The sequence below is a fragment of the Kitasatospora sp. NPDC057936 genome (assembly GCF_042887525.1).
Taxonomy (GTDB): Bacteria; Actinomycetota; Actinomycetes; order Streptomycetales; family Streptomycetaceae; genus Kitasatospora.
The window spans coordinates 67,297-92,348 of the sequence record NZ_JBHVPD010000015.1 but is presented as its reverse complement, the minus strand read 5'-3'; the positions used below and the strand labels follow the sequence as shown (position 1 = coordinate 92,348).

Here is a 25,052-nt window from a genome sequence, read left to right as displayed (position 1 = left end):
CGAACGAGGCGATGTAGAAGATGAAGGCGACCCCCCTGCTGGGCTGGTACCGGGCCCTGGCCGTCGCGACCGGTGTGGCGCTGCTGGTGTTCTGCGGCTTCATGGTCGCGAAGTACGGGTTCCAGACCGGCGAGGACGTGACGACGTACGTCGCGATGCTGCACGGCTACCTGTACATCGGCTACTTCGTGGTGACCTTCCTGCTGGGCCAGAAGCTGAAGTGGCCGCTCGGCCGGCTGGTGCTGACCCTGGCGGCCGGCTGCATCCCGTTCCTCTCCTTCGTCTTCGAGCGCCGGGTGGCCCGCGAGGCCGCCGCGAGCCTCCCGGCCGGGTCGGACGCCCGCCAGCCGGCCGGCGTCTGAGCGCGGACGCGGCGCGCAGCGACGACGGAACCTTCGAGGGCCCTCCTCCCCGGTGCGGGGAGGAGGGCCCTCCGTCGTTCCCGAGGAGGCCCCCTGTTCCCGGGGAGACCTCCCGTTCCCGGGGGATCTCCGCGATGTCCACCCGCTTGCCCCGGTTCGTCCATCGACAAGTAGTAGGACGTCCGAGTAAATTAGTAGGACGTCCTAATAGCTGTGCCGCCCCGGTGCCGTGGCGGCCGTACGGAGCGGAGTTCGGCCCATGGACGCCGAGGAGATCGAGCGCGGACGCCTGCGCTGGCAGCAGCGGTACGACGCGGCCCGCAAGCGCGACGCGGACTTCACCACCCTCTCCGGCGACGAGGTCGCGCCGGCCTACGGCCCGCCGGCCGGGCAGCCGTACGAGGGCTTCGAGCGGATCGGCTGGCCGGGGGAGTACCCGTTCACCCGCGGGCTGCACGCCACCGGCTACCGCGGGCGCACCTGGACCATCCGCCAGTTCGCCGGCTTCGGCAACGCGCAGCAGACCAACGAGCGCTACCGGATGATCCTGGAGGCGGGCGGCGGCGGCCTCTCGGTCGCCTTCGACATGCCGACCCTCATGGGCTACGACTCCGACGACGCCAAGTCGCTCGGCGAGGTCGGCCACTGCGGCGTGGCCATCGACTCGGCCGCCGACATGGAGGTGCTGTTCGCCGGCATCCCGCTCGGCGAGGTCACCACCTCGATGACCATCAGCGGCCCGGCCGTCCCGATCTTCTGCATGTACCTCGTCGCCGCCGAGCGCCAGGGCGTCGACCCGGCGGTGCTCAACGGCACCCTGCAGACGGACATCTTCAAGGAGTACATCGCCCAGAAGGAGTGGCTCTTCGCCCCCGAGCCGCACCTGCGCCTGATCGGCGACCTGATGGCGTACTGCGCGAAGGGCATCCCCGCGTACAAGCCGCTGTCCGTCTCCGGCTACCACATCCGCGAGGCCGGGGCGACGGCCGCGCAGGAGCTGGCGTACACCCTCGCCGACGGCTTCGCGTACGTCGAGCTGGGCCTGTCCCGCGGCCTGGACGTCGACGTGTTCGCGCCGGGCCTGTCGTTCTTCTTCGACGCGCACCTCGACTTCTTCGAGGAGATCGCCAAGTTCCGTGCCGCGCGCCGGATCTGGGCCCGCTGGATGCGCGACCGCTTCGGCGCGAAGACCGACAAGGCGCAGTGGCTGCGCTTCCACACCCAGACCGCCGGCGTCTCGCTCACCGCGCAGCAGCCGTACAACAACGTGGTCCGCACCGCCGTCGAGGCGCTGTCCGCGGTGCTCGGCGGCACCAACTCGCTGCACACCAACGCCCTGGACGAGACCCTGGCGCTGCCCTCCGAGCAGGCCGCCGAGATCGCCCTGCGCACGCAGCAGGTGCTGATGGAGGAGACCGGCGTCGCCAACGTGGCCGACCCGCTGGGTGGTTCGTGGTACGTCGAGGCGCTGACCGACCGGATCGAGCAGCAGGCCGAGGTGATCTTCCAGCGGATCCTCGACAAGGGCCGCGAGGACCACGAGATCGGCCCGATCACGGCCGGCATCCTGCGCGGGATCGAGGAGGGCTGGTTCACCGGCGAGATCGCCGAGGCCGCCTTCCAGTACCAGCAGGGCGTGGAGAAGGGCGACAAGCGCGTGGTCGGCGTCAACTGCCACCCGCGCAGCGTCACCCCGGAGCTGGAGATCCTGCGGGTCAGCCACGAGGTCGAGCGCGAGCAGGTGCGCGTCCTCGCCGAGCGCAAGGCGGCCCGGGACGAGGCGGCGGTGCGGGCCGGGCTGGACGCCATGCTCGCGGCGGCGCGCTCCGGCGAGTCGATGATCCCGCCGATGCTGGACGCGGTCCGCGCCGAGGCGACGCTGGGCGAGATCTGCAACGTGCTGCGCCAGGAGTGGGGCACCTACCAGGAGACGGCGGCCTTCTGACAGGTCTTCCGGCCGGTTCTCTTCCCGGAGCCGTCCCGCACGCCATGGGCGCGGGACGGCTCCGGCATGCCCCGCGTCAGTCGGTGGCGAGGCTCGGGAAGGGGCCCAGCAGGAGGCTGGTGAAGCGGCGGGTCCACTCCGGGGTGATCGGCTCCCCGCTGACCAGGACGCGGTGCTCGACCGTCCCCGCGATGGTGTCGAAGATGATGTCGATCTCCTCGCCGGCCGCCGACGGGTCGGTGTCCGGGGCGAGTTCGCCGCGCGCCTGGGCCGCCGCCCGGCCCTGGCGGACCAGCCGCTTCTGCGGGTCGACGATGGCCTCCCGGATCCGCCGGCGCAGCTGCCGGTCGCGGGTGCCCTCGGCGAACAGGGCGAGCAGCGCGGCCTGGGTCTCGGGCCGGGCCAGCAGGTCCGCGAACTGGGCCACCACGGCCTCGATGTCGGCCCGCAGGCTGCCGAGGTCGGGCATCACGAGCTCGTCGAAGAGACTGGCGACGGCGTCCACGACGAGCTCGTTCTTCGACGGCCAGCGGCGGTAGAGGGTGGTCTTGGCGACCTTGGCGCGGGTGGCGACGTGGCCCATGGTGAGCCCGCCCCAGCCGAGTTCGGCGAGCGTCTCGCGGGTGGCGTCGAGGATCGCGAGGTCGGCGGCGGCGCTGCGCGGGCGCCCCTTGGCCCGGACCGTGACGGCCTCCGCCGGGGTGCCCGGGGCCGCCGGCAGCGCCGTGGCGGACGGGTTCGCGGCGGTCGGCTGGCTCACGGGGGGCTGGGCGGCCGGCACCGGGCCTCCTTGCACTCTACTGGTTAGTAACTTGGGTGGGGCTGGTAACGGTAGCGACTGTCCGGCACTTCGGACAGCCGGGCGGTCCGCGAAAGTGGGGCAGGTCACGTCACGGAACGGCCGGTGGGGCTTGCGGGCGGGCCACTCGCTCCAGTTACGCTACGACTCGTAGCGAAAGCAGTGACAACCGGGCGCCGGATCCCGTGGGACGGGAACGGCGCGGGTGCGGGTGGGGATCCGCACCGGAGGCAGCAGGCTACTGGGGGGAGCGCACGGCGCTCCGGGGAGAGGCACCGCGCAGCCCGCGCGGGACGACTTTCCCGAGGTTGGTGCTCGCGGGCGGCGCGGACGGGGGAGGATGGTGCCATGCAGCCACGGAATTCGCGTCAGAACAGCTCCGCCCTGCGTGGTGCGGTCGACCTCGCCGCCGTGAAGGCGGCCGGTGAGGCAGCCCAGAAGGCCGAGCAGGCGCGGGCCGAGCGGGCCCGCCAGGCCGCCGCCGCCGAGGCGGCCGGCATTGCCCCCGCCGAGCCCGCTTACGAGCTCGTCATCGACGTCACCGAGGACACCTTCGAGACCGAGGTCGTCCAGCGCTCCGCCGAGGTGCCGGTCGTCATCGACTTCTGGGCCGAGTGGTGCGGCCCCTGCAAGCAGCTCAGCCCGATCCTGGAGGGCCTGGCCGAGGAGTACGCCGGCCGGTTCGTCCTCGTCAAGATCGACGTCGACTCCAACCAGATGCTGGCCCAGCAGTTCGGCATCCAGGGCATCCCGGCCGTGATGGCCGTCGTGGCCGGCCAGCTCGTGCCGCTGTTCCAGGGCGCGGAGAGCGCGGCCAACGTCCGCAAGGTCCTCGACCAGCTGATCCTCGTCGCCGAGCAGCGCTTCGGCATCGTCGGCGGCCAGGCCGCCCCCGGCACCGCGGACGGCGAGGCCGGTCCGGCCGGCGCCCCGCAGCGCTTCGAGGACCCGGCGCTCGCCGCCGGGCACGACGCGCTCGACCGCGGCGACCTCGCCGGCGCGATCCAGGCCTACCGGAACGTGCTGGCCGACCAGCCCGGCAACACCGAGGCCAAGCTGGGCCTGGCCCAGGCCGAACTCCTGCACCGCGTCGAGGGCCTGGACCTCCAGGCCGTCCGGGCGGCCGCCGCGGCCGACCCGAAGAACGTCGAGGTGCAGCTCCGGGCCGCCGACCTGGACCTGGTCGGCGGCCACGTCGAGGACGCCTTCGGGCGCCTGATCGACACCGTCGGCAAGACCTTCGGCGCGGACCGGGACACCGTCCGGCTGCGCCTGCTCGAACTCTTCGAGGTCATCGGCGCGGAGGACCCGCGCGTCGTGGTGGCCCGCGCCGGGCTGGCGCGCGTGCTCTTCTGAGCCCGCGTGCCGGGTGGTGCGTCTGGCACGGCGGGTGACCTGCGGTGTCGCTGGTGATTTGGCGACAATCCGGTCAACCCGGCCGACGTTTACCAAATCTTGATTTCACCCGTGGGTGGTCACCAAGTGTGACCACCCACGGGTGTTTCGGCGGTGTTTCCGGGGGATTTCGCCAACACGATTCCTGCACGACGTCACGCACGGTGCGGATCGGGCCGAGTTCATGATCGACGCCACCGACTGTTGCATTACCCGTCAGTAAGGCACCTCTTGTGCTTCGCCCGGGATTCAAGCACGATCGGCCACGCCCGGTCCCAGACTCCTTCCCCCGACAGCCGGTCGGCCACGGGGAGCGCGGGATCCCCACCGGGTGATCCGCCGGCCACGGCCGGCGGTAGGGAGGGCAGGGGGGTATCCGCGGTCCCACGGCGGTTCCTGTCCTTCGACCGGCCGCGTGCCCTGCGCGGTCGCTGGTTGTCGCTCGGGGGTGATCGCCGATGTCGCCGGTCCTGCCCGCCGCCCCACAAGGACGGCCGGTCCAGGGACGGGAGTGCCGCTCCACGCAGGCCGCTCCCGCGTCCGACGACACGCGCGCTCTCCGCTACCGAGGACGTAGCTCTCTCCCATCCCAGGCCCCCACCGGTGCCGGAGGCGCCGCCGGGGAGCCGGAGATGTACGTCCCAGAAGGAGGACTCGCATGTCCAAGACCTACGGCAAGACCCGCTGGAAGCGCTTCGCCCTGGTGATGGTGCCGAGCATCGCGGCCACCGCCGCGGTGGGCTTCTCCATTGCCAACAGCGCGCTCGCCGCCTCGTTCAGCATCTCCGGCCAGGAGTTCAAGGTGCACACCACGCACCTCCAGGGCGAGGGCTTCTCCCAGTTCGGCACCGTCGACGTCGAGGCCGGCGGCAAGCTGCACCCGGTGGCCGTCTCGGCCTTCGACAAGGCCGACATCACCAACCTGTGCCAGTCCGTGGTGACCGACCTGAGCGGCTTCGGCCTCGGCAAGATCACGCTTCAGCTGAACGCCGGCGGCGAGGGGAGCACGCCGGTGCACGCCGAGAAGCTGCTCATCGACCTGGAGGACCTGAAGGCCGACGCGACCTTCCAGGACATCAACATCGGTGAGGACGCCTCTGCCCTGACCGGCCCCGCCGTCGGAAGCTGGCACCCCCACCCGGTGGTCGGGAAGGCGACCGGGGACAAGCTGCCGACCGGCGCCATGGGCTTCGCCCAGGCCGCCAGGACGGCCACCCTGGACAACGTGCAGCAGACCGCGCGCGCCACGTCGGCCGGCACCTTCGTCCTCAGCGGCCTGCACCTGTCGCTCAAGCAGGGCGACGGCGCGGGCAACGAGTGCTTCTGAGCCTCGCCTGACGGCGTGCCGGCCGGCACGCCCGAGTGACGGGTCTTCTCGGGCCGGGGGCGGCGGGTCACCGTCGTTCCCGGCCTCCTGCCAATCGTTCTTCCCTCGTAGCGATGTCGAGGAGCTGCACCATGTCCAGCGCAACGGTCGAAACCCGGACCGGCCACCAGAACGCGATCGGGTGGCTCTGGCGGCACTTCCGCGCGTTCCGCCGCACCAGGCCCTTCTGGGGCGGCCTGCTGGCCATGATCGCCGGCGTCCCGATCCTGTACTTCCCCTACGCGCACCTCGCGCTCGGCAGCGTGACGATCGCGATGTCGACCACGGCGGGGGCCGGGTCGCTGCTGATCGGCATCCTGATGATCATCCTCGGGATCACCGGGTGGTTCCAGCCGGCCGTCCGGGTCTTCGCGGGCATCGCGACCATCCTGCTGACGCTGGTCTCGATCCCGATGTCCAACCTGGCCGGTTTCGGCATGGCGCTGCTGCCGGGTCTGATCGGTGGCGGGCTGCTGGTCTCCTGGGCGCCGCTGCCGGAGCCCGAGGCTGCGGCCGAGAACGCCGTCGCCGAGAGCGTCGTCGCCGAGAGCGTCGCCGCCGAAGAGCCCGCTGCCGCCGAGGCGCCCACGGCCAAGCTGCCCGCCCAGGCCGTGCCGGGGGAGCAGGCCGCCACGGCGGACCCGGGGGAGGCGCGGTGAGCACGGGCGACGACCAAGCGAAGCGCTCCGGGCGCCACGCCGCTCCGCGGACGCCCGTCCGGGTCCGGCTGCGGGGCCGGGCGCTGGCCATGGCCGCGGTGCCGACGGCGCTGCTGATGGCCGCCGCCTACACGCCGAACCCGGCGTCGGCCGAGTCCACGGCCGGCAAGGCGTGCCCCACCGCCCCCGTGGCGGTGCCGGACGTCTCGTCGGTCCAGGAGACGCCGGTGCCCAAGAGCGAGCTGCCCGCGCCGCCGCCCGGTCCGTCCGCGACGCCCACCGGCACGCCCACCGCGGGGGCGAGCGCCGCTGCGACGGGCGTCCCGACGCAGGCCCCGACGGCCGCGCCCACCCCGCAGCCGTCCGCGCCGGTGAAGACGCCGACCGCCGCCCCGACGGCCCCGACGTCGACGGCGACCACCGCGCCGGCCGTCCGGTCCGCTGCCAACGGCGGTGCGGGCGCGGTGAGCGCGGTCTACCAGGGCGACCCGAACGGGACGGCCAAGGCGTCCCAGGCCGGGCTGATCGACGACATCCTCGGCGGGATCGGCAACCTCCTGAACCCGGGTGGTTCGGCGTCCCCGACGCCCTCCGCGTCGCCGACCGCCACCCCGGCCCCGGCGACCACCCCGGCGCCCGCCGCGCCCGCCCCGCGGGTCGGCGCCCCGGTCCAGCCCGGGCAGCCGCCGACCCAGCCCCAGCCGCAGACCCAGCCGCAGGCGCAGCCGTCCCCGCAGGTGCCCGGCGGCGGCACGGTGACCCAGGCCCCGAAGCCGCCCGCGACGGGCAAGGCGCCCACCAAGCCGGCGCCGTCGTCCAGTGCCTCGGCCGCGCCGTCCGGGTCCGGCACGCCGTCCGCCTCCGCCTCGACCTCGGCGCCGTCGTCCTCGGCGTCCCCGTCGGCCTCCGGCTCCCCGACCGCGAACCCGAACTGCGCGGTGGACGCCCGCGGCCTGACCGCTGCCCCGGCGCCCGGCGAGCAGGTCGTCCCGGAGCAGAACTGGACGCTGCAGACCAGCCGCCTCGGCCTGCACGGCGCGGCCTTCCACGGCGTCTACGACGTCAGGACCCCGACCGGCACCAAGCGGGTGCTGAAGTTCGTGGTGTCGAGCGTCGACATCGAGAACCTCGACATGTCGACTCTTGAGGGCAACGGCGTGACGTTCCACGTCCAGGGCGCCCCCGGCTCGACCTCGACCATGCGCGACGGCGCGGTCACCATGTACGTGGAGCGGCTGTCCGGTCACCTGTCCAAGCTGCTGGGCCTGCCGATCCCGATCGACCTGGGCGAGATCACCCTCACCCCGGACACCCTGCCGCGCTGGCTGTACGACCTGATCGGCTCGGTCCCGATCCCGCTGGACATCGAGCTGACCGGGGTGACCGCCAAGCAGGCCGGCCAGTTCGGCGGCACGCTGCACATCCCCGGGATGCACCTGTTCAACGACAACGCCCCCTACAGCGACAAGTAGGAGCAACGCACGACGCCCGTGGGGCGGCCCTCCGTCGCGGAGGAGCCGCCCCACGGGCGTTCGGCGGTGCGGCGCGGACTACTCGCCGTGCGAGCCCAGGCGGTGCACCTGCACCATGTTGGTGGTGCCGGGGATGCCGACCGGGACGCCGGCGGTGACGATGACGGTGTCGCCCTCGGACAGCTCGCCCATCTTCAGCAGCTCGCGGTCGACCTGCGCGACCATCGCGTCGGTGGTGGCCACCTGCTCGGTGACGTACGACTCGACGCCCCAGCTCAGCGAGAGCTGGTTGCGGGTGGCCGAGTCCGGGGTGAACGCGATCACCGGGATCGGCGAGCGGTAGCGGGACAGCCGGCGCGCGGTGTCGCCGGACTTGGTGAACGCGATCAGCGCCTTGCCGTTCAGGAAGTCGCCCAGCTCGCACGCGGCGCGGGCGACGGAGCCGCCCTGGGTGCGCGGCTTGCGGCCCGGGTTGAGCGGCTGCAGGCCCTGGCCGACGAGCTCCTCCTCGGCCTTCTCGCAGATCCGGCTCATGGTGCGGACGGTCTCGACCGGGTACTTCCCGACGCTCGACTCGGCCGACAGCATGACCGCGTCGGCGCCGTCCAGGATGGCGTTGGCGACGTCGGAGACCTCGGCGCGGGTCGGGCGCGAGGCGTGGATCATCGACTCCATCATCTGGGTGGCGACGATGACCGGCTTGGCGTTGCGGCGCGCCAGCGTGATCAGGCGCTTCTGGACCAGCGGGACCCGCTCCAGCGGGTACTCCACGGCCAGGTCGCCGCGGGCGACCATGATCGCGTCGAAGGCGAGGACGATCTCCTCCATGGCCTCGACGGCCTGCGGCTTCTCGATCTTGGCGATGACCGGCACGCGGATGCCGACCTCGTCCATGACCTCGTGGACGTCCTTGACGTCGTCCGCGTTGCGGACGAAGGACAGGGCGATCATGTCGACGCCCAGGCGGAGCGCGAAGCGCAGGTCGTCCTTGTCCTTCTCGGACAGGGCGGGCACGTTCACGGCCGCGCCGGGCAGGTTGATGCCCTTGTTGTTCGAGAGCACGCCGCCCTCGACCACCACGGTCCTCACCCGCGGGCCGTCGACGCTGACGACCTCCAGGGCGATGACGCCGTCGTTGATCAGGATCGGGTCGCCGGGCTTCACGTCGCCGGGCAGGCCCTTGTAGGTGGTGCCGCAAATGTGCTGGTCACCGGGGACGTCCTCGGTGGTGATGGTGAACTCGTCGCCGTTGTCGACGGTCACCGGGCCGTTGGCGAAGGTCGCCAGACGGATCTTGGGACCCTGGAGGTCGGCCAGGACGCCGATGGCCTTGCCGGTGTCCTCCGAGACCTGGCGGACCTTTCGGTACCGCTCCTCGTGGTCCGCGTGGGTGCCGTGGCTCATGTTCAGTCGGGCGACGTTCATGCCCGCTTCGACGATGGCCTTCAGCTGTTCGTAGGAGTCCGTCGCCGGACCCAGGGTGCAGACAATTTTCGCTCGGCGCATATGGATCAGTCTATCCGTTCGTGTTATGGGTGCATTCGGCACGAATCGTGAGGAATCGCCGACGAAGGATTCCGCGGACCGAGACGACGGAGTGTCAGTCCTCGGACCCGTGGGTTCCCTGCGCCTCCTGGTCCCGGCGGTGCACGAGGGCGAAGGCCTGTCGGGCGATCTCCAGCTCCTCGTCGGTCGGCACCACCGCGACCGCCACCCGCGCGTACTCCGGCGAGATGATCCTGGGCTCGCCGGAGCGCACGGAGTTCAGCTCGGGGTCCACCGCGATGCCCAGCTCCTCCAGGCCCGCCGTGGCCGCCGCGCGCACCGGTGCGGCGTTCTCGCCGACGCCCGCGGTGAACGCGATCGCGTCCACCCGGCCGAGCACGGCGTAGTAGGCGCCGATGTACTTGCGGAGCCGGTGGACGTAGGAGTCGAACGCGAGCCTCGCGTCCGCGTCCCCCTCGTCCGCGCGGCGCATGATCTCGCGCATGTCGTTGTCCCCGCACAGGCCGCGCAGGCCGCTGCGGCGGTTGAGCAGGTCGTCGATCTCGTCGATCGACAGGCCGCCCACCCGGTGCAGGTGGAACACCACGCCCGCGTCGATGTCACCCGAACGGGTGCCCATGACCAGGCCCTCCAGCGGGGTCAGGCCCATCGAGGTGTCCACGCACCGGCCGCCGGCGACGGCCGACGCGGAGGCGCCGTTGCCCAGGTGCAGCACGATGACGTTCACCTCGGCCGGGTCCTTGCCGAGCAGCCGGGCGGTGGCCCGCGAGACGTACTGGTGCGAGGTGCCGTGGAAGCCGTAGCGGCGCACCCGGTGCTCGTCCGCGACGGCCTTGTCGATCGCGTACCGGGCGGCCGGCTCGGGCATCGAGGCGTGGAAGGCGGTGTCGAAGACGGCCACCTGCGGCAGGTCCGGGCGCAGCGCGCGGGCCACCTCGATGCCGGTGATGTTGGCCGGGTTGTGCAGCGGCGCGACCGGGATCAGCCGGCGGATCTCCCGGAGCACCTCGTCGGTGAGCACGGTCGGCTCGGTGAACCGCTTGCCGCCGTGCACCACGCGGTGGCCGATCGCGGCGAGCTCCGGGGAGTCCAGCCCGACGCCGTCGGCGGCGAGTTCCTCGGCGACGGCCTTGAGCGCGGCGGAGTGGTCCGGGAAGGTCTGCAGGCTCTCGCGCCGCTCGCCGGAGCGCGGGGTGTGCACCAGCCGGCCGCTCGGCTCGCCGATCCGCTCGACCAGCCCGGAGGCGAGCCGGGCGCCGTCGAGCATGTCGATCAGCTGGTACTTGACCGACGAGGAGCCGGCGTTCAGGACCAGGACACGCGTTCCTTCACTCATGCGTCCACCTCGCTGCGCTCGGTGGTCGCTTCGCGAAACACGCACCCGCTGATGATTCGCTCGCTGCGCTCGCTCATGCGTCCACCTCGCTGCGCTCGGTGGTCGCTTCGCGAAACACGCACCCGCTGATGATTCTCCCCCAGCCTCCGGCCGGGGGGACCCCCATGCTGCGCTCACTCATGCGTTCGACTCCTTGCGGTCCTGGGACTGGATCGCGGTGATCGCGACGGTGTTGACGATGTCCTCGACCAGCGCGCCGCGGGAGAGGTCGTTGACGGGCTTGCGCAGGCCCTGGAGGACCGGGCCGACGGCGACCGCGCCCGCCGAGCGCTGCACGGCCTTGTAGGTGTTGTTGCCGGTGTTGAGGTCCGGGAAGATCAGCACGGTCGCCCGGCCGGCCACCGCGGAGCCCGGCAGCTTGGTGGCCGCGACGTGCGGGTCCACGGCGGCGTCGTACTGGATCGGGCCCTCGACCAGGATGTCCGGGCGCAGCTCGCGGACGAGCTCGGTGGCCTTGCGGACCTTGTCGACGTCCGCGCCGGAGCCGGAGGTGCCGGTCGAGTAGGAGAGCATCGCGACCCGCGGCTCGACGCCGAACTGGGCGGCGGTGGCCGCGGCCTGGATCGCGATGTCGGCCAGCTGCTGGGCGTCCGGGTCCGGGTTGACGGCGCAGTCGCCGTACACGAGGACCTTGTCGGCCAGGCACATGAAGAAGACGCTCGACACGATGGACGCGCCCGGCGAGGTCTTGATGACCTCGAAGGCGGGCCGGATGGTGGCGGCGGTGGAGTGCACCGCGCCGGAGACCATGCCGTCGGCGATGCCCTCCTGGACCATCAGGGTGCCGAAGTAGGAGACGTCGGTGACGACGTCCAGCGCGAGCTCGACGGTCATGCCCTTGTGGGCGCGCAGCCGCGCGTACAGCTCGGCGAACTGGCGGCGCAGCGGGCTGGTGGTCGGGTCGACGATCCGGACCCGGGCGCGGTCGGCGCCGGAGTCTTCCCGCGGTATCGCGATGCCGAGGCCCGCGGCCGTGCGGCGCACCGCGTCGACGTCGCCGAGGAGGGTGAGGTCGCAGATGTTGCGGCGCAGCAGGATCTCGGCCGCGCGCAGCACGCGCTCCTCGGTGCCCTCGGGCAGGACGACGTGCCGGCGGTCGGCGCGGGCGCGCTCCAGGAGCTCGTGCTCGAACATCATCGGGGTGACCCGCTCGGACCGGCCGACCTCGATCCGGTTGGTCAACTCGACCGTGTCGACGTGCAGTTCGAACAACCCGAGGGCGATCTCGGCCTTCCGCGGGCTGGCCGCGCTGAGCTTGCCCTCCAGGTGGGTCAGGGTGGCGGCGGTCGGCCAGCTGCCCCCGGGGACGACCGCGACCGGGGTGCCGGGGGCGAGCCGGGCGGCCAGCGCCATGACGTTCGGCCCCGGGTGCTGGCCGAGCGTCAGCAGCACGCCGGCGATCGGCGGGGCGCCGGCGGCGTGCGCGGCGAGCGAGCCGATGACCAGGTCGGCGCGGTCCCCGGGGGTCACGACGAGGGCGCCGTCGGTCAGCGCGTCGAGGAAGGTCGGCAGCATGGCGCCGCCGAAGACGAACCCGCGGACGTCCCGGGCGAGCCCGGCGGCGTCCCCGAGCAGCACCTCGGCGCCGGTCGCCTCCACCAGCTGGGCGACGGTGGGCGCGGCCAGCGCCGGCTCCTCGGGGATGACGTAGGCGGGGATCGGCAGCTTCTCGGTGAGCTTGCGCTGGATCCGCTGCTTGGCGGCGGGGGCGACCCGGTTGGCGATCATCGCGAGGGTCTCGCAGCCGAGGTCGGTGTACGCCCGGTGGGCGTTGCGGACCTCGGCGGTCACGGCCTCCGCCTCCTTGCCCTGCCCGCCGAGCACTGGCAGCACGGCGGCGCCGAACTCGTTGGCCAGCCGGGCGTTGAAGGCCAGCTCGTCCGGGATGTTGGTGTCCGCGAAGTCGGTGCCGAGCACCAGCACGGCCTCGCAGCGCCGCTCCACCGCCCGGAACCGGTCGACGAGGGCCGACACCAGCTCGTCCTGCCCCTGGGCGGCCTGCAGGGCGGCGGCCTCCTCGTACGTCAGCCCGTACAGGTCGGTGGCGGGCAGGTCGATCCGGTACCGGCCGCGCAGCAGCTCGACCACGTGGTCCGACCCGGACTCTCCCGGCGCGTGCGCGTGCACCAGCGGCCGGAACACCCCGACCCGGTCCACCTGCCGGGTGAGCAGCTCCATGACCCCGAGCTCGACCGCCTGCCGTCCGTCCCCCCGGTCGATCCCGGTCACGTACACGCTGCGCGCCACGCGGTCTTCTCCGTCCCGTCGCCTCGGAAAGTGGTCATATCGACCATACCTTCGCACCCCGAACTGGCGTCCGCGAGCAGAGCATCCCGGGGGAGGCAAGGGACGAAGGTCACGTCGGTCGCGGAAGACCGCGAACGGAAGACCGCGAACGGAAGACCGCGGACGGCGGCACCGCGGACGTCGGACGTCCGCGGTGCCGCCGTCGGTCGTGCCCGCGGAGGGGTCAGGCCGGGCGGAGCCAGATGGTGGCCAGTGGGGGGAGGATCAGGTCGGCGGAGCGGGGCTGGCCGTTCCACTCGACGGGGTCGGCCTTGATCGGGGTCGAGTTGCCGGTGCCGGTGCCGCCGTAGGCCTCGGCGTCGGTGTTGAGGACTTCCTCCCACAGCTGGTCGCGGCCGTCGAGGGCGGGGAGGCCGACGCGGTGGCCGTGGCGGACGACGGGGGAGAAGTTGCAGACGGCGACGAGGGGCGAGCCGTCGGCGGCGTGGCGGACGTAGGAGAGCAGGTTGTCGTCGGCGGAGCCGCCGTCGAGCCACTGGAAGCCCTCGGGGGAGGTGTCGAGCTCCCAGAGGGCGGGGGTGTCGCGGTAGTGGCGGTTGAGGTCGCGGACGAGGCGGCGCACGCCCTGGTGGTCGCGGTGGGCCGGCCACTGCTCGTCGAGCACCCACCACTGCGGGCCGGTCTCGTGGTCCCATTCCGCGCCCTGGGCGAACTCCTGCCCCATGAAGAGGAGTTGCTTGCCGGGGTGGGACCACATGAAGCCGAGGTAGGCGCGGTGGTTGGCGCGCTGCTGCCACCAGTCGCCGGGCATCTTGGAGACGAGCGCCTGCTTGCCGTGCACGACCTCGTCGTGGGAGATCGGCAGGATGTAGTTCTCGGAGTAGGCGTACACCATCGAGAAGGTGATCTCGTCGTGGTGGTACCTGCGGTGCACCGGCTCCTTGGACATGTAGACCAGCGAGTCGTGCATCCAGCCCATGTTCCACTTGAGGCCGAAGCCGAGGCCGCCGCCGTCGGTCGGGCGGGTCACGCCGTCCCAGGCGGTCGACTCCTCGGCGATCGTCACGACGCCCGGGCAGCGCCGGTAGACGGTCGCGTTCATCTCCTGGAGGAAGGAGGCCGCGTCGAGGTTCTCCCGTCCGCCGAACCGGTTGGGCGTCCAGGCGCCGCCCTCGCGGGAGTAGTCGAGGTAGAGCATCGAGGCGACGGCGTCCACGCGCAGCCCGTCGATGTGGAACTCCTCGCACCAGTAGACCGCGTTGGCGACGAGGAAGTTGCGCACCTCCTTGCGCCCGTAGTCGAACTCCAGCGTGCCCCAGTCGGGGTGTTCGGCGCGCAGCGGGTCGGCGGGCTCGTAGAGCGGCTCGCCGTCGAAGCGGGCGAGGGCGAAGGCGTCCTTGGGGAAGTGGGCGGGCACCCAGTCGACGATCACGCCGATCCCGTGCCGGTGCAGCGTGTCGACGAGGTGGCGGAAGTCGTCCGGGGTGCCGAGGCGGGCGGTGGGCGCGTAGTAGCCGGACACCTGGTAGCCCCAGGAGCCGCCGAAGGGGTGCTCCATGACCGGCATGAACTCCACGTGGGTGAAGTTCAACTCCTTCAGGTAGCCGGGGAGTTCCTCGGCGATCGCGCGGTAGCTGGTGAGGTCGGGCCGCCAGGACGGCAGGTGCAGCTCGTACACCGACATCGGCGCCCGGTGGTGCGCGGCGCGTGCGCGGCGGGCCATCCACTCGCCGTCCTCCCACCGGTAGGCGGAGGAGGTGACGACGGACGCGGTGCCGGGCGGGCACTGGGCGGCGCGGGCCAGGGGGTCGGCCTTGTCGAGCACCCAGCCCTGCCGGGTGTGGATCTCGTACTTGTAGGTGGTGCCCTCGGCCAGCCCGGGGACGAAGAGCTCCCACACGCCGGAGGAGCCGAGCGAGCGCATCGGGTGCCCGGTGCCGTCCCAGTGGTTGAAGTCCCCGATCAGCCGCACCCCGGCGGCGTTCGGCGCCCACACGGCGAACGCGGTGCCGGCCACGCCGTCCACCGTCCGCACGTGCGAGCCGAGCACCTGCCACAGCTGCTCGTGCCGGCCTTCGGAGATGAGGTGCAGGTCGAGCTCGCCGAGGGTGGGCGGGGTGCGGTAGCCGTCCTGCTGGACGAGGGGTTCGCCGTCCGGGTAGGTCACCAGCAGCCGGTAGTCGGGCGGTGCGCCGCCGGCGAGCAGGCCGGTGAACAACCCGGCCTGCTGGTGGGTGAGTTCGGCCGGGCCCTGGGCGGTCTCGACCACGACCCGTTCGGCGAACGGCCGCAGCACCCGGATCGCGGTGCCGCCGTGCACGGGGTGGGCGCCGAGCAGCGCGTGCGGGTCGTGGTGCTGGCCGCCGACCAGCCGGTCCACCTCGGAGGGCGGCAGCGGCGCCTCGGGCAGCCGCAGGGCCCCGGCCGGCAGCGGTTCGGGAGCCGGGGCGGGGCCGGGAGCAGAGGTGGCGGCGGGGGCAGGAGCGGGTGTCCCCGTACCGGCCAGGAACGTGGCCGGTACGGGACGGGTGGTGCGGCCGGGCGGGTCGAGCGGCGTCACGGCGGGGTCCTCCTGCGGCGGGGGGTGTGGGCGAACTCCTGCGGGCGGTACGAGCGGGGGATCACACGGTCAGGGCGAGCCGGTTGATCGCGGCCAGCGGGATCGGCAGCCAGCTCGGGCGGTGCCGGGCCTCGTACACGACCTCGTAGACCGCCTTGTCGATCTCCAGCGCGCGCATCAGCTCCGGCGAGGCCGCCGGGTCGACGCCGCCCCCGGCGGTGTACCCGGCGCAGAAGGCGGTGCGGTTGCGCTGTGCCCAGGCGGCGGCGAGGTGGGCGAGCTCGGGGTCGACCGGGCCGCCGGCGAGGAGGTGGGCCGCCGCGTAGTCGAAGGAGCGCAGCATCGCGGCGACGTCGCGCAGCGCGGGCTGCGGTTCGCGGCGCTCGTTGACGGACTTGGCGGGCTCGCCCTCGAAGTCGAGCAGGACCCAGCCGTGCGGGGTGCGCATGGCCTGGCCGAGGTGCAGGTCGCCGTGGATGCGCTGGACCGGAAGGCCGTCCGGGTGGGCGTCGGCGAGCTGCTGGAAGGCGCTGCGCAGGGCGGCCCGGTAGCGCATCAGTCCGGGGACGGCGGCGACGGCGCTGTCGAGGCGGTCGGCCATGGCGGTGGCGAGCTGGCGGGTCTGGGCGCGGTCGAGGCGGGCGACGGGCATCGAGCGGGCGAGCACCCGGTGCACCTCGGCGGTGGCCCGCCCGAGCCGGTGGGCCTCGATCGCGAAGTTGCCGGGGGACGGGTCGCCCTTGAGCCGGCCGACCTGGTCGAGGGCGAGCTCCCAGCCGTCCTCGGCGTCCGGCAGGTAACGCTGGAGCAGGCCGAGGGTGGCGGGTTCGGCGCGTTCCATCCGGCTCTCGAACCAGGCCGCGACCCGCGGGATGCGGGTGGAGCCGGCCCGGGAGAGGGCGAGGGAGAGTTCGAGGTCGGGGTTGGTGCCGGGGTGGACGCGGCGGAAGAGCTTGAGGATGTACGAGGTGCCGTAGATGACGGAGCTGTTGGACTGCTCGGCGGTGGAGGCGCGCCCGGGGATCGTGGTGGGCAGGCCGGAGCCGGGGGTGCGGCGGAACGACAGCGAGCCGAAGCGGTCGCCGGTGGCCAGGTGCTCCAGCAGGCGCCCGGTGAGCTCCGGGTCGTGGACGGCGTCGTAGAGCGTCGCGCCGTCGTACGGGCCGTGGGTGAGCCGGCCGAGCACGGCGCCGGGCTCGATGTCGGCGGGGCGCTCGGAACGGACGCCGAGGAGGAGTTGGTAGACGTCCCCGTGCGGGGCGCCGGCCGTGGTGGCGTGCTCGACCCGCAGCAGGAGGTGCAGCAGGGCCGGGTCGCCGACCTGCAGCGGGGTTCCGACCACCGGGGTGAGCCCGGTGATGGGCCGTCCCTTCCCGGCGTACCAGCGCTGGGTGGGGAGCCACTCGGAGATCAGCGGCAGGGCCGCCTGGACGAGTTCGCTGACCCCCAGGGCGGTTCTCCGGAGCCCGGTGCTCCGCGCGCCCGCCGACGCGGCGGGGCCGGCCGGGGTGTCGTGCTGCACATGGGCTTGAGAACGGGAGGTTTCGGACATGACTCCCTTTCCCCGGAAGCGGGCCGACTGCCCGACGGGTCTGGCCGGGTCCGTCAGTCTTCCGGATTTCGGCGGCGCGGCGGTGGCGGCACGCGAGCGGGGCTCAGGTGTCACGCCTTCGTGTGGGTGGCCGTTGGGCTGTTCTCCGTACGCGGCGCCGGGGGCGCCGCGGGGCGGAGGACCCCGGGGCGCGCGGGTTCAACTCGCGCTCCCCGAGGGTCTGGTGGTGCGGTCGGGGCCGGTGCGGCGGATCGTTACTTCGACCGCCTGGTCCCGCTCAGTCGCGGGGGCTGCCGGAGCTGGAACCAGTAGAAGCCGTGGCCGGCCAGGGTGAGCAGGTACGGCCACTCACCGATCGAGGGGAAGCGCACTCCGCCGATCAGCTCGACCGGGTAGCGTCCGCCGTACTGCCGCAGGTCCAGTTCGGTCGGTTGTGCGAACCGCGAGAAGTTGTTCACGCACATGACCAGGTCCCCCTCGTGCTCCCGCACGAAGGCCAGCACCGCGGGGTTGCTGGAGGGCAGTTCGGTGTACGTGCCCAGACCGAACGCCGGGTTGAGCTTGCGGATCTCGATCATGCGACGCGTCCAGTGCAGCAGCGAACTCGAACTGCTCTGCTGCGCCTCGACGTTGGTCACCTGATAGCCGTACACCGGGTCCATGATGGGCGGCAGACTGAGCCTGCCCGGGTCGGCGGAGGAGAAACCCGCGTTGCGGTCCGGGGTCCACTGCATCGGGGTGCGGACGCCGTCCCGGTCGCCGAGCCAGATGTTGTCGCCCATGCCGATCTCGTCCCCGTAGTAGAGCACCGGCGAGCCGGGCAGCGAGAGGAGGAGGGCGGTGAACAGCTCGATCTGGTTGCGGTCGTTCTCCAGCAGCGGGGCGAGCCGGCGCCGGATGCCCACGTTGGCGCGCATCCGGGGGTCCTTGGCGTACTCCGCGTACATGTAGTCGCGCTCCTCGTCGGTGACCATCTCCAGGGTCAGCTCGTCGTGGTTGCGCAGGAAGATGCCCCATTGGCACCCGTACGGGATGTGCGGGGTCTTGGCGAGGATCTCCGAGACGGGGTAGCGGGACTCGCGCCGCACCGCCATGAAGATCCGCGGCATCACCGGGAAGTGGAACGCCATGTGGCACTCGTCGCCGCCCGCCGCGAAGTCGCCGAAGTAGTCGACGACGTCCTCGGGCCACTGGTTGGCCTCGGCGAGCAGCACGGTGTCGGGGTAGTCGGCGTCGATCTCCTTGCGGACCCGGCGCAGGAACTCGTGGGTCTCCGGCAGGTTCTCGCAGTTGGTGCCGTCGCGCGCGAACAGGTAGGGCACCGCGTCCAGCCGGAAGCCGTCGATGCCGAGGTCGAGCCAGAACCGCAGCCCGGCGATCATCTCGTCCTGGACGCGGGGGTTGTCGTAGTTGAGGTCGGGCTGGTGAGAGAAGAACCGGTGCCAGAAGTACTGCTTGCGGACCGGGTCGTACGTCCAGTTGGAGGTCTCGGTGTCGACGAAGATGATGCGGGCGTCCGGGTACCGCTTGTCGTCGTCGGCCCACATGTAGAAGTCGCCGTACGGCCCGTCCGGGTCCGCGCGGGAGGCCTGGAACCACGGGTGCTGGTCGCTGGTGTGGTTCATGACGAAGTCGATGATCACGCGCATGCCGCGGGCGTGCGCGGCGTCCACGAACTCCATGAAGTCGGCGATGTCGCCGAACTCGGGCAGCACCGATTTGTAGTCGGCCACGTCGTACCCGCCGTCGCGCAGCGGCGAGGCGAAGAACGGCGGGAGCCAGAGGCAGTCGATGCCGAGCCACTGGAGGTAGTCGAGCTTGGCCGTGAGCCCCTTCAGGTCCCCGACCCCGTCGCCGTTGCTGTCCTGGAAGGACCGCACCAGCACCTCGTAGAAGACCGCACGCTTGAACCACTCGGGGTCCAGGTTCTTCTTCGAGGTCTCGGGGAAGGTGTCGGGGACGGGCTCGTTCACTGTCACGCTGGGTTCCTCCGAACCGTGAGGAGGTGAGCCGGCTCGGCTGAGGGATCGAGCCGGACGTAGTTGTGCCGGCCCCAGGTGTAGGCGGCGCCGGTGAGCTCGTCGTGCACCGCGAACGGGCCGTCGCCGTCGAGCGTGACGGTGGCCTCCTGGACGTGGTGCGGGTCGAGGTTGACGACGGTGATGACCTGGTCGGTCAGGCCCTCCGGGGTGGTCGCGGTCTTGGAGTAGGCGATCACCTGGTCGTTGTCGGTGGGGTGGAAGCGCAGGTCGCGCAGCTGGCGCAGGGCGGGGTGGCGCCGGCGCAGCCGGTTGAGCACGGTGAGCAGCGGGGCGAGGGTGTCGGTGCGGTTCCAGTCGCGCGGGCGCAGCTCGTACTTCTCCGAGTGCAGGTACTCCTCGGAGCCGGGGTGGGCCGGCTCGTTCTCGTACAGCTCGAACCCGGCGTAGACGCCGTAGGTGGGGGAGAGCGTGGCGGCGAGCACGGCGCGGACGGCGAACGCGGCCCGGCCGCCGTGCTGGAGGTAGGCGTGCAGGATGTCGGGGGTGTTGGCGAAGAAGTTGGGCCGCATGTAGGCGGCCGCGTCACCGGTGAGTTCGGTGAGGTAATCGGTGAGTTCCGGCTTGGTGGTGCGCCAGGTGAAGTACGTGTACGACTGGTGGAAGCCGATCTTCCCGAGGGTGTGCATCATCGCGGGGCGGGTGAAGGCCTCCGCCAGGAACACGACGTCGGGGTCGGTGCGGGCGATGTCGGCGAGCACCTTCTCCCAGAACAGCACCGGCTTGGTGTGCGGGTTGTCGACCCGGAAGATCCGCACTCCGTGGGACATCCAGAAACGCAGGATGCGAACGGTTTCCTTGACGATTCCATCCATGTCCTGATCGAAGTTGACCGGATAGATGTCCTGGTACTTCTTCGGCGGGTTCTCGGCGTACGCGATGGTGCCGTCGGCGCGGTGGCTGAACCATTCCGGGTGCTTGTTCACCCACGGGTGGTCGGGGGAGCACTGGAGGGCGAAGTCCAGCGCCACCTCCAGGTGCAGCGCCCGGGCCTCGGCGACGAAGTGGTCGAAGTCCTCGATGGTGCCGAGGTCCGGGTGGACGGCGTCGTGGCCGCCCTCCGGCGAACCGATCGCCCAGGGCGAGCCGACGTCGTGCGGACCGGCCGTCAGGGTGTTGTCCGGGCCCTTGCGGTAGGCGCGGCCGATCGGGTGGACGGGCGGCAGGTAGACCACGTCGAAGTCCATCGCGGCGATCGCGGGCAGCCGCTCGGCGGCGGTGCGCAGGGTGCCCGAACGCGGCGGCTCGACGCCGTTCGGGTCCACCACGGCGCCCTCCGACCGCGGGAAGAACTCGTACCAGGAGCCGAACAGGGCGCGCTCGCGGTCCACCTGGAGCGGCAGCGGGCGGGAGGCGCTCAGCAGCTCGCGCAGCGGGTACCGGGCGAGCAGCTCCAGCACCTCGGGGGCGAGCGCGGCCGCCAGCCGGGACAGCGGCGGCAGGCCGGGGTCGCGCAGCGCGTCGGCGGCGGCGAGCACGTGCGCGCGGCCCTCCTTCTTCGGCACGCCGGCCGCGGCCTGCTCCAGCAGGCGGGCGCCCTCCTCCAGGACGAGCGCGGTGTCCATCCCGGCGGGGAGCTTGACCGACGCCGTCCTGCGCCAGGTGGCGATCGGGTCGCTCCACGCCTCGACCAGGTAGGACCAGCGGCCGGGCGCGGTCGGGGTGACGTGCGCGCCCCAGCGGTCGGTGCCCTCGGCGAGCTCGCGCATCGGGGTCCACGGGCCGCTGCGCCCGCGCGGGTCGCGCAGCACGACGTTGGCGTTGACGGCGTCGTGGCCCTCGCGGAACACGGTCGCGGTGACCAGGAAGGTCTCGCCGGCGACGGCCTTGGCCGGGCGGCGGCCGGAGTCGACGAGCGGGCTGACGTCCAGGACGGGGATGCGGCCGATCACGGTGTCGCTCTCTGTCTTTCGGGCGGCGGTCTTGCCGGCGGCGGTCTTGCGGGCGGGCGCCTTGCGCGGCGGGGCGTCGGCCTTCGCGGCGCCCGCCTTGGTGGCACCGGACCTCGCACCGGCCTTCGCACCGGCTTTCGCACCGGCCTTCGCGCCGTCCGCCTCCGGGGTGGCGGACGGCGCGGTGGACCCGGCGGTGGCGGTGCGGCGCGTGGTGGTGGTGCGCCTGCGCGGTGCCGTGGTCCGGCTCTCCGCGACCCCTGGTTGTCGGGCCGCTGCGGAGGACTCGGGCTCGGAGTGTTCGAGCGGGGAGGGGTGTTCGGACGAGGGCTGCCCGGGTGAGGCGTGCTCGGGTCCGGAGTGCGGGGGACGGGCCGCTCCGGCCGCCCTGGGCGCCGGCATCGCCGGATCCGTCCGAGTGTCAGAATCCGCCCGTCCGGCGGATTCCGCGACCGCTGCGTCGAGGGTGTCGGCCACCGGTGTGGACTGGTCCCGCGTGTCGCCGTGCATGCCAAGCTCCTGCCCGAGATCGGCGGCAGCTCCCGCCGGCGCCGGGGGGCGGGCCGGGGGAGTACCGGGAGGACTGCTGGGTGGGGAGGACGTGCGACCGAGAGCCTGCCCGCGCCGCCGTCCCCGGCAACCTGCCCGGCGCCCGCCCGGCCCGTGGGGGGACGCCCCGGAGCCCGCGCGCGTCCCGGCGCACGCCTCCGGGGGCACGCCCCTGGGCGACCCGGTCGACCCGTGAACGAGCCGACCGAGTACGAGGACACGCGTCGGAGCGCCGTGGGCGCCGAATGGGCTAAGGAGGACGAGGAACGATCAACGCGAAAAGGATTCGGACGTGCTGCTTCAAGGGGGGCGCCGCCCGTCGCCGCACTCCCCACAGCATCAACGACCTCGGTTCATACTCGCACCGCGGGCCGGACTTTCGCAGCGGTACGACAGTAGTTTCGGGCTTTGTCCGGAGCGGATGAGCGATCGGAAATGGGGTCGTTCCGCAGTGTTCACGCTTTGGTAGCGCGAGCCCCCGGAAAGTGCGCCTCGCGCGCCCCCCGTGCAGCCCAATGCGCCGAATGCGATCTCATCAATAGGCCGAACGGATGCCCAATAGCCCACTTGACGCACTGTCATGACGGCCGTCGGGGCTACGCTTCACGCCGTGAAGGCAATCCGCAGATTCACCGTCCGCACCGTCCTGCCCGAACAACTCCAGCCGTTGCACGAGCTGGCCCTCAACCTGCGCTGGTCCTGGCACCCCGAGACCAGGGACCTCTTCCGGTCCGTGGACCCGGAGGTCTGGGCCGCGACCGGCGAGGACCCGGTGCGGCTGCTCGGGGAGGTCCCGGCCGCCCGGCTCGCCGCGCTCGCCGCCGACCGGCGCTTCCTGCGCCGCCTCGGCGACCTCGCCGACGACCTGCGCGACTACCTCGCGGGCCCGCGCTGGTACCAGGCCCAGGATGGCGGCGGCACCCCGCTGCCCGCCGCCGTCGCCTACTTCTCGCCCGAGTACGGCATCGCCGCCGCGCTGCCCCAGTACTCCGGCGGGCTCGGGATCCTGGCCGGCGACCACCTCAAGGCCGCCAGCGACCTCGGCGTCCCGATCATCGGCGTGGGGCTGTTCTACCGGCACGGCTACTTCCGGCAGTCCCTCGACCGGGACGGCTGGCAGCAGGAGCGCTACCCGCTGCTCGACCCGGACGAACTCGCGGTCAGCCTGCTCCGGGAGGCCGACGGCACCCCCTGCCGGGTCGACCTCGCCCTGCCCGGCGGCCGGACCCTCGCCGCGCACATCTGGAAGGCCCAGGTCGGCCGGGTCTCGCTGCTCCTCCTCGACTCCGACACCGAGGAGAACTCGCCCGCCGAACGCGACGTCACCGACCGCCTCTACGGCGGCGGCAGCGAGCACCGGCTGCTCCAGGAGATGCTCCTCGGCATCGGCGGCGTCCGGGCCGTGCGCGCCTACTGCCGCCTCACCGGCCACCCCGCCCCCGAGGTCTTCCACACCAACGAGGGCCACGCCGGCTTCCTCGGCGTCGAGCGGATCCGCGAACTCGTCGCCGCCGGCACGGCCGAGACCGACACCGCCGGGGCCGACGGTGCCGGCCCCGACTTCGCCGCCGCCCTGGAGTCCGTCCGGGCCGGCACCCTCTTCACCACCCACACGCCCGTCCCGGCCGGCATCGACCGCTTCGACCGCGAGCTCGTCGCCCGGCACTTCTCCGGCGACGCCGCCCTGCCCGGCGTCCCGGTCGAGCCGGTGCTCGCGCTCGGCGCCGAGACCTGGCCCGGCGGGGACCCGAAGCTCTTCAACATGGCCGCCATGGGCCTGCGGCTCGCCCAGCGCGCCAACGGCGTCTCCACGCTGCACGGCGAGGTCAGCCGGGCCATGTTCAACGGCCTGTGGCCCGGCTTCGACCCGGCCGAGGTCCCGATCACCTCCGTCACCAACGGCGTCCACGCCGCCACCTGGATCGACCCGGCCGTCGTGCGCCTCGGCGCCGCCGAGATCGGCGCCGACCGCGCCGAGGACGCCATGACCAACGGCGACGCCAAGCGCTGGACCGGCCTGGAGCGGATCGGCAACACCGAGATCTGGGACCTGCGCCGCAGCCTGCGCGCCCAGCTGGTCGACGAGGCCCGCCGCCGGCTGCGCACCTCCTGGCGCCAGCGCGGCGCGGGCGAGGCCGAGCTCGGCTGGGTCTCCTCGGTGCTCGACCCGGACGTCCTGACCATCGGCTTCGCCCGCCGGGTGCCCTCCTACAAGCGGCTCACCCTGATGCTGCGCGACCAGGCTCGGCTGCGCTCCCTGCTCCTGCACCCGACCCGCCCGGTGCAGATCGTCGTCGCCGGCAAGGCCCACCCGGCCGACGACGGCGGCAAGCGGCTGATCCAGCAGATGGTCGCCTTCGCCGACGACCCGGCCGTCCGCCACCGGATCGTCTTCCTGCCGGACTACGACATGGCGATGGCCCAGCACCTCTACCCGGGCTGCGACGTCTGGCTGAACAACCCGCTGCGCCCGCTGGAGGCCTGCGGCACCTCCGGGATGAAGGCCGCGCTCAACGGCTGCCTCAACCTGTCCGTCCTGGACGGCTGGTGGGACGAGTGGTACGACGGCCAGAACGGCTGGGCGATCCCCACGGCGGACGACGCCGGCGGCGTGCTCGACCCGGAGAGCAGCGAGGCCGAGCGGCGCGACGACATCGAGGCGGCGGCGCTCTACGACCTGATCGAGGAGCAGGTCGCCGCGCGCTTCTACGACCGCGGCGCGGACGGGCTGCCGCACCGCTGGATCGCGATGGTCCGGCACACCCTGGTCACCCTCGGCCCCAAGGTGCTGGCCGGCCGGATGGTCCGCGAGTACGTCGAGCGGCTGTACGCCCCGGCGGCGCTCGCCCAGCGCGAGCTGGCGGCCGGATCGGGCGAGGGCGCCCGCGAGCTGGCGGCCTGGAAGGCGAAGGTCCGCGAGGCCTGGCCGGCCGTCCGGGTCGAGCACGTCGAGGCGGACTGCCCGGCCGAGGCGCAGGAGCTCGGCAGCTCGCTGGCGCTGCGGGTGCAGGTCGCGCTCGGCGCGCTGTCGCCGGGCGACGTCGAGGTGCAGGTGGTGTCCGGCCGGGTGGACGAGACGGACGGCATCTCGGACGCCGGCCTGCTCGCGCTCAAGCCGGTCGGCGGCCCGGACCTGGACGGGCGGACGCGCTACGAGGGCTCGCTGGAGCTGTCCAGGACCGGTCCGTTCGGCTACACCGTCCGGGTGCTGCCGTCCCACCCGCGGCTGGCCTCCCCGGCGGAGCCGGGGCTGGTCGCCCTGCCCGTCGAGTCGGCCGGGATGGACGCGGGGCTACTGCGCTGAGGCCCTGCG

15 protein-coding genes are annotated in these 25,052 nt (G+C 72.6%); 7 read left to right on the top strand and 8 right to left on the bottom strand.

What is annotated here, in order from left to right:
- The first annotated feature begins 20 nt into the window (after positions 1-20).
- Positions 21-362, top strand: coding sequence for a DUF3817 domain-containing protein (locus ACFVU9_RS11040; RefSeq protein ID WP_329927945.1), 342 nt, complete (start codon positions 21-23; stop codon positions 360-362).
- A gap of 259 nt (positions 363-621) precedes the next feature.
- Entirely contained in the window at positions 622-2,307 is a 1,686-nt protein-coding gene (locus ACFVU9_RS11035) for a methylmalonyl-CoA mutase (RefSeq protein WP_387592112.1), read from the top strand.
- Positions 2,308-2,383: 76 nt separating this feature from the next.
- On the opposite strand, the gene ACFVU9_RS11030 is transcribed toward ACFVU9_RS11035, so the two are convergent.
- Positions 2,384-3,028: a TetR/AcrR family transcriptional regulator gene (locus tag ACFVU9_RS11030; RefSeq protein WP_380440193.1), complete on the bottom strand. Its 645-nt coding sequence runs from the start codon at positions 3,026-3,028 to the stop codon at positions 2,384-2,386.
- A gap of 426 nt (positions 3,029-3,454) precedes the next feature.
- Between ACFVU9_RS11030 and ACFVU9_RS11025 the strand changes: the two genes are divergently transcribed.
- The 4 genes from ACFVU9_RS11025 (at position 3,455) to ACFVU9_RS11010 (ending at position 7,998) form a co-directional block, all read left to right on the top strand.
- Complete coding sequence (locus ACFVU9_RS11025) at positions 3,455-4,462, top strand: tetratricopeptide repeat protein (RefSeq protein ID WP_387592109.1); 1,008 nt, start codon at positions 3,455-3,457, stop codon at positions 4,460-4,462.
- A gap of 697 nt (positions 4,463-5,159) precedes the next feature.
- A complete protein-coding gene (locus ACFVU9_RS11020; RefSeq protein WP_380440169.1) occupies positions 5,160-5,828 on the top strand; it encodes a DUF6230 family protein in 669 nt (222 codons plus the stop codon).
- Positions 5,829-5,959: 131 nt separating this feature from the next.
- Positions 5,960-6,526 (top strand): DUF6114 domain-containing protein, encoded by a 567-nt coding sequence (locus ACFVU9_RS11015; RefSeq protein ID WP_387592105.1) that lies wholly within the window; start codon positions 5,960-5,962, stop codon positions 6,524-6,526.
- Complete coding sequence (locus ACFVU9_RS11010) at positions 6,523-7,998, top strand: hypothetical protein (RefSeq protein ID WP_387592103.1); 1,476 nt, start codon at positions 6,523-6,525, stop codon at positions 7,996-7,998. The genes ACFVU9_RS11015 and ACFVU9_RS11010 overlap by 4 nt, the downstream gene beginning before the upstream one ends.
- Before the next feature lie 78 nt (positions 7,999-8,076).
- Here ACFVU9_RS11010 and pyk read toward each other — a convergent pair whose 3' ends face one another.
- The 7 genes from pyk to ACFVU9_RS10975 all read right to left on the bottom strand — a co-directional run bounded on the left by pyk (position 8,077) and on the right by ACFVU9_RS10975 (position 21,190).
- Positions 8,077-9,504, bottom strand: coding sequence for a pyruvate kinase (gene pyk / locus ACFVU9_RS11005; protein ID WP_380440177.1), 1,428 nt, complete (start codon positions 9,502-9,504; stop codon positions 8,077-8,079).
- Positions 9,505-9,598: 94 nt separating this feature from the next.
- Positions 9,599-10,840, bottom strand: coding sequence for an acetate kinase (locus ACFVU9_RS11000; RefSeq protein WP_380440179.1), 1,242 nt, complete (start codon positions 10,838-10,840; stop codon positions 9,599-9,601).
- Positions 10,841-11,017: 177 nt separating this feature from the next.
- Positions 11,018-13,147, bottom strand: a complete 2,130-nt coding sequence (gene pta / locus ACFVU9_RS10995; RefSeq protein ID WP_387592099.1) for a phosphate acetyltransferase — start codon at positions 13,145-13,147, stop codon at positions 11,018-11,020.
- A gap of 223 nt (positions 13,148-13,370) precedes the next feature.
- Positions 13,371-15,707 carry a 1,4-alpha-glucan branching protein GlgB gene (gene glgB / locus ACFVU9_RS10990; RefSeq protein WP_380498035.1) on the bottom strand — a complete coding sequence of 779 codons (2,337 nt, stop codon included), beginning with the start codon at positions 15,705-15,707 and terminating at the stop codon, positions 13,371-13,373.
- Between the two features lie 61 nt (positions 15,708-15,768).
- Complete coding sequence (locus ACFVU9_RS10985; protein WP_380441323.1) at positions 15,769-17,259, bottom strand: phosphotransferase; 1,491 nt, start codon at positions 17,257-17,259, stop codon at positions 15,769-15,771.
- Positions 17,260-17,513: 254 nt separating this feature from the next.
- Complete coding sequence (gene treS, locus ACFVU9_RS10980) at positions 17,514-19,238, bottom strand: maltose alpha-D-glucosyltransferase (protein WP_380441325.1); 1,725 nt, start codon at positions 19,236-19,238, stop codon at positions 17,514-17,516.
- Complete coding sequence (locus ACFVU9_RS10975) at positions 19,235-21,190, bottom strand: alpha-1,4-glucan--maltose-1-phosphate maltosyltransferase (protein WP_380498053.1); 1,956 nt, start codon at positions 21,188-21,190, stop codon at positions 19,235-19,237. Before ACFVU9_RS10975 ends, treS begins: the two co-directional genes overlap by 4 nt.
- A 1,159-nt stretch (positions 21,191-22,349) precedes the next feature.
- Between ACFVU9_RS10975 and glgP the strand changes: the two genes are divergently transcribed.
- Positions 22,350-25,043, top strand: coding sequence for an alpha-glucan family phosphorylase (gene glgP / locus ACFVU9_RS10970; RefSeq protein WP_387592094.1), 2,694 nt, complete (start codon positions 22,350-22,352; stop codon positions 25,041-25,043).
- Positions 25,044-25,052: the final 9 nt, after the last annotated feature.

Excerpts from the sequence above, each read along its gene's own strand:
- ACFVU9_RS11000 (WP_380440179.1), bottom strand. The coding sequence starts at position 10,840 with ATGAGTGAAGGAACGCGTGTCCTGGTCCTGAACGCCGGCTCCTCGTCG.
- pyk (WP_380440177.1), bottom strand. The coding sequence starts at position 9,504 with ATGCGCCGAGCGAAAATTGTCTGCACCCTGGGTCCGGCGACGGACTCC.
- ACFVU9_RS11025 (WP_387592109.1), top strand. The coding sequence starts at position 3,455 with ATGCAGCCACGGAATTCGCGTCAGAACAGCTCCGCCCTGCGTGGTGCG.
- ACFVU9_RS11035 (WP_387592112.1), top strand. The coding sequence starts at position 622 with ATGGACGCCGAGGAGATCGAGCGCGGACGCCTGCGCTGGCAGCAGCGG.
- ACFVU9_RS11020 (WP_380440169.1), top strand. The coding sequence starts at position 5,160 with ATGTCCAAGACCTACGGCAAGACCCGCTGGAAGCGCTTCGCCCTGGTG.
- ACFVU9_RS11040 (WP_329927945.1), top strand. The coding sequence starts at position 21 with ATGAAGGCGACCCCCCTGCTGGGCTGGTACCGGGCCCTGGCCGTCGCG.
- ACFVU9_RS10985 (WP_380441323.1), bottom strand. The coding sequence starts at position 17,259 with ATGTCCGAAACCTCCCGTTCTCAAGCCCATGTGCAGCACGACACCCCG.
- ACFVU9_RS11015 (WP_387592105.1), top strand. The coding sequence starts at position 5,960 with ATGTCCAGCGCAACGGTCGAAACCCGGACCGGCCACCAGAACGCGATC.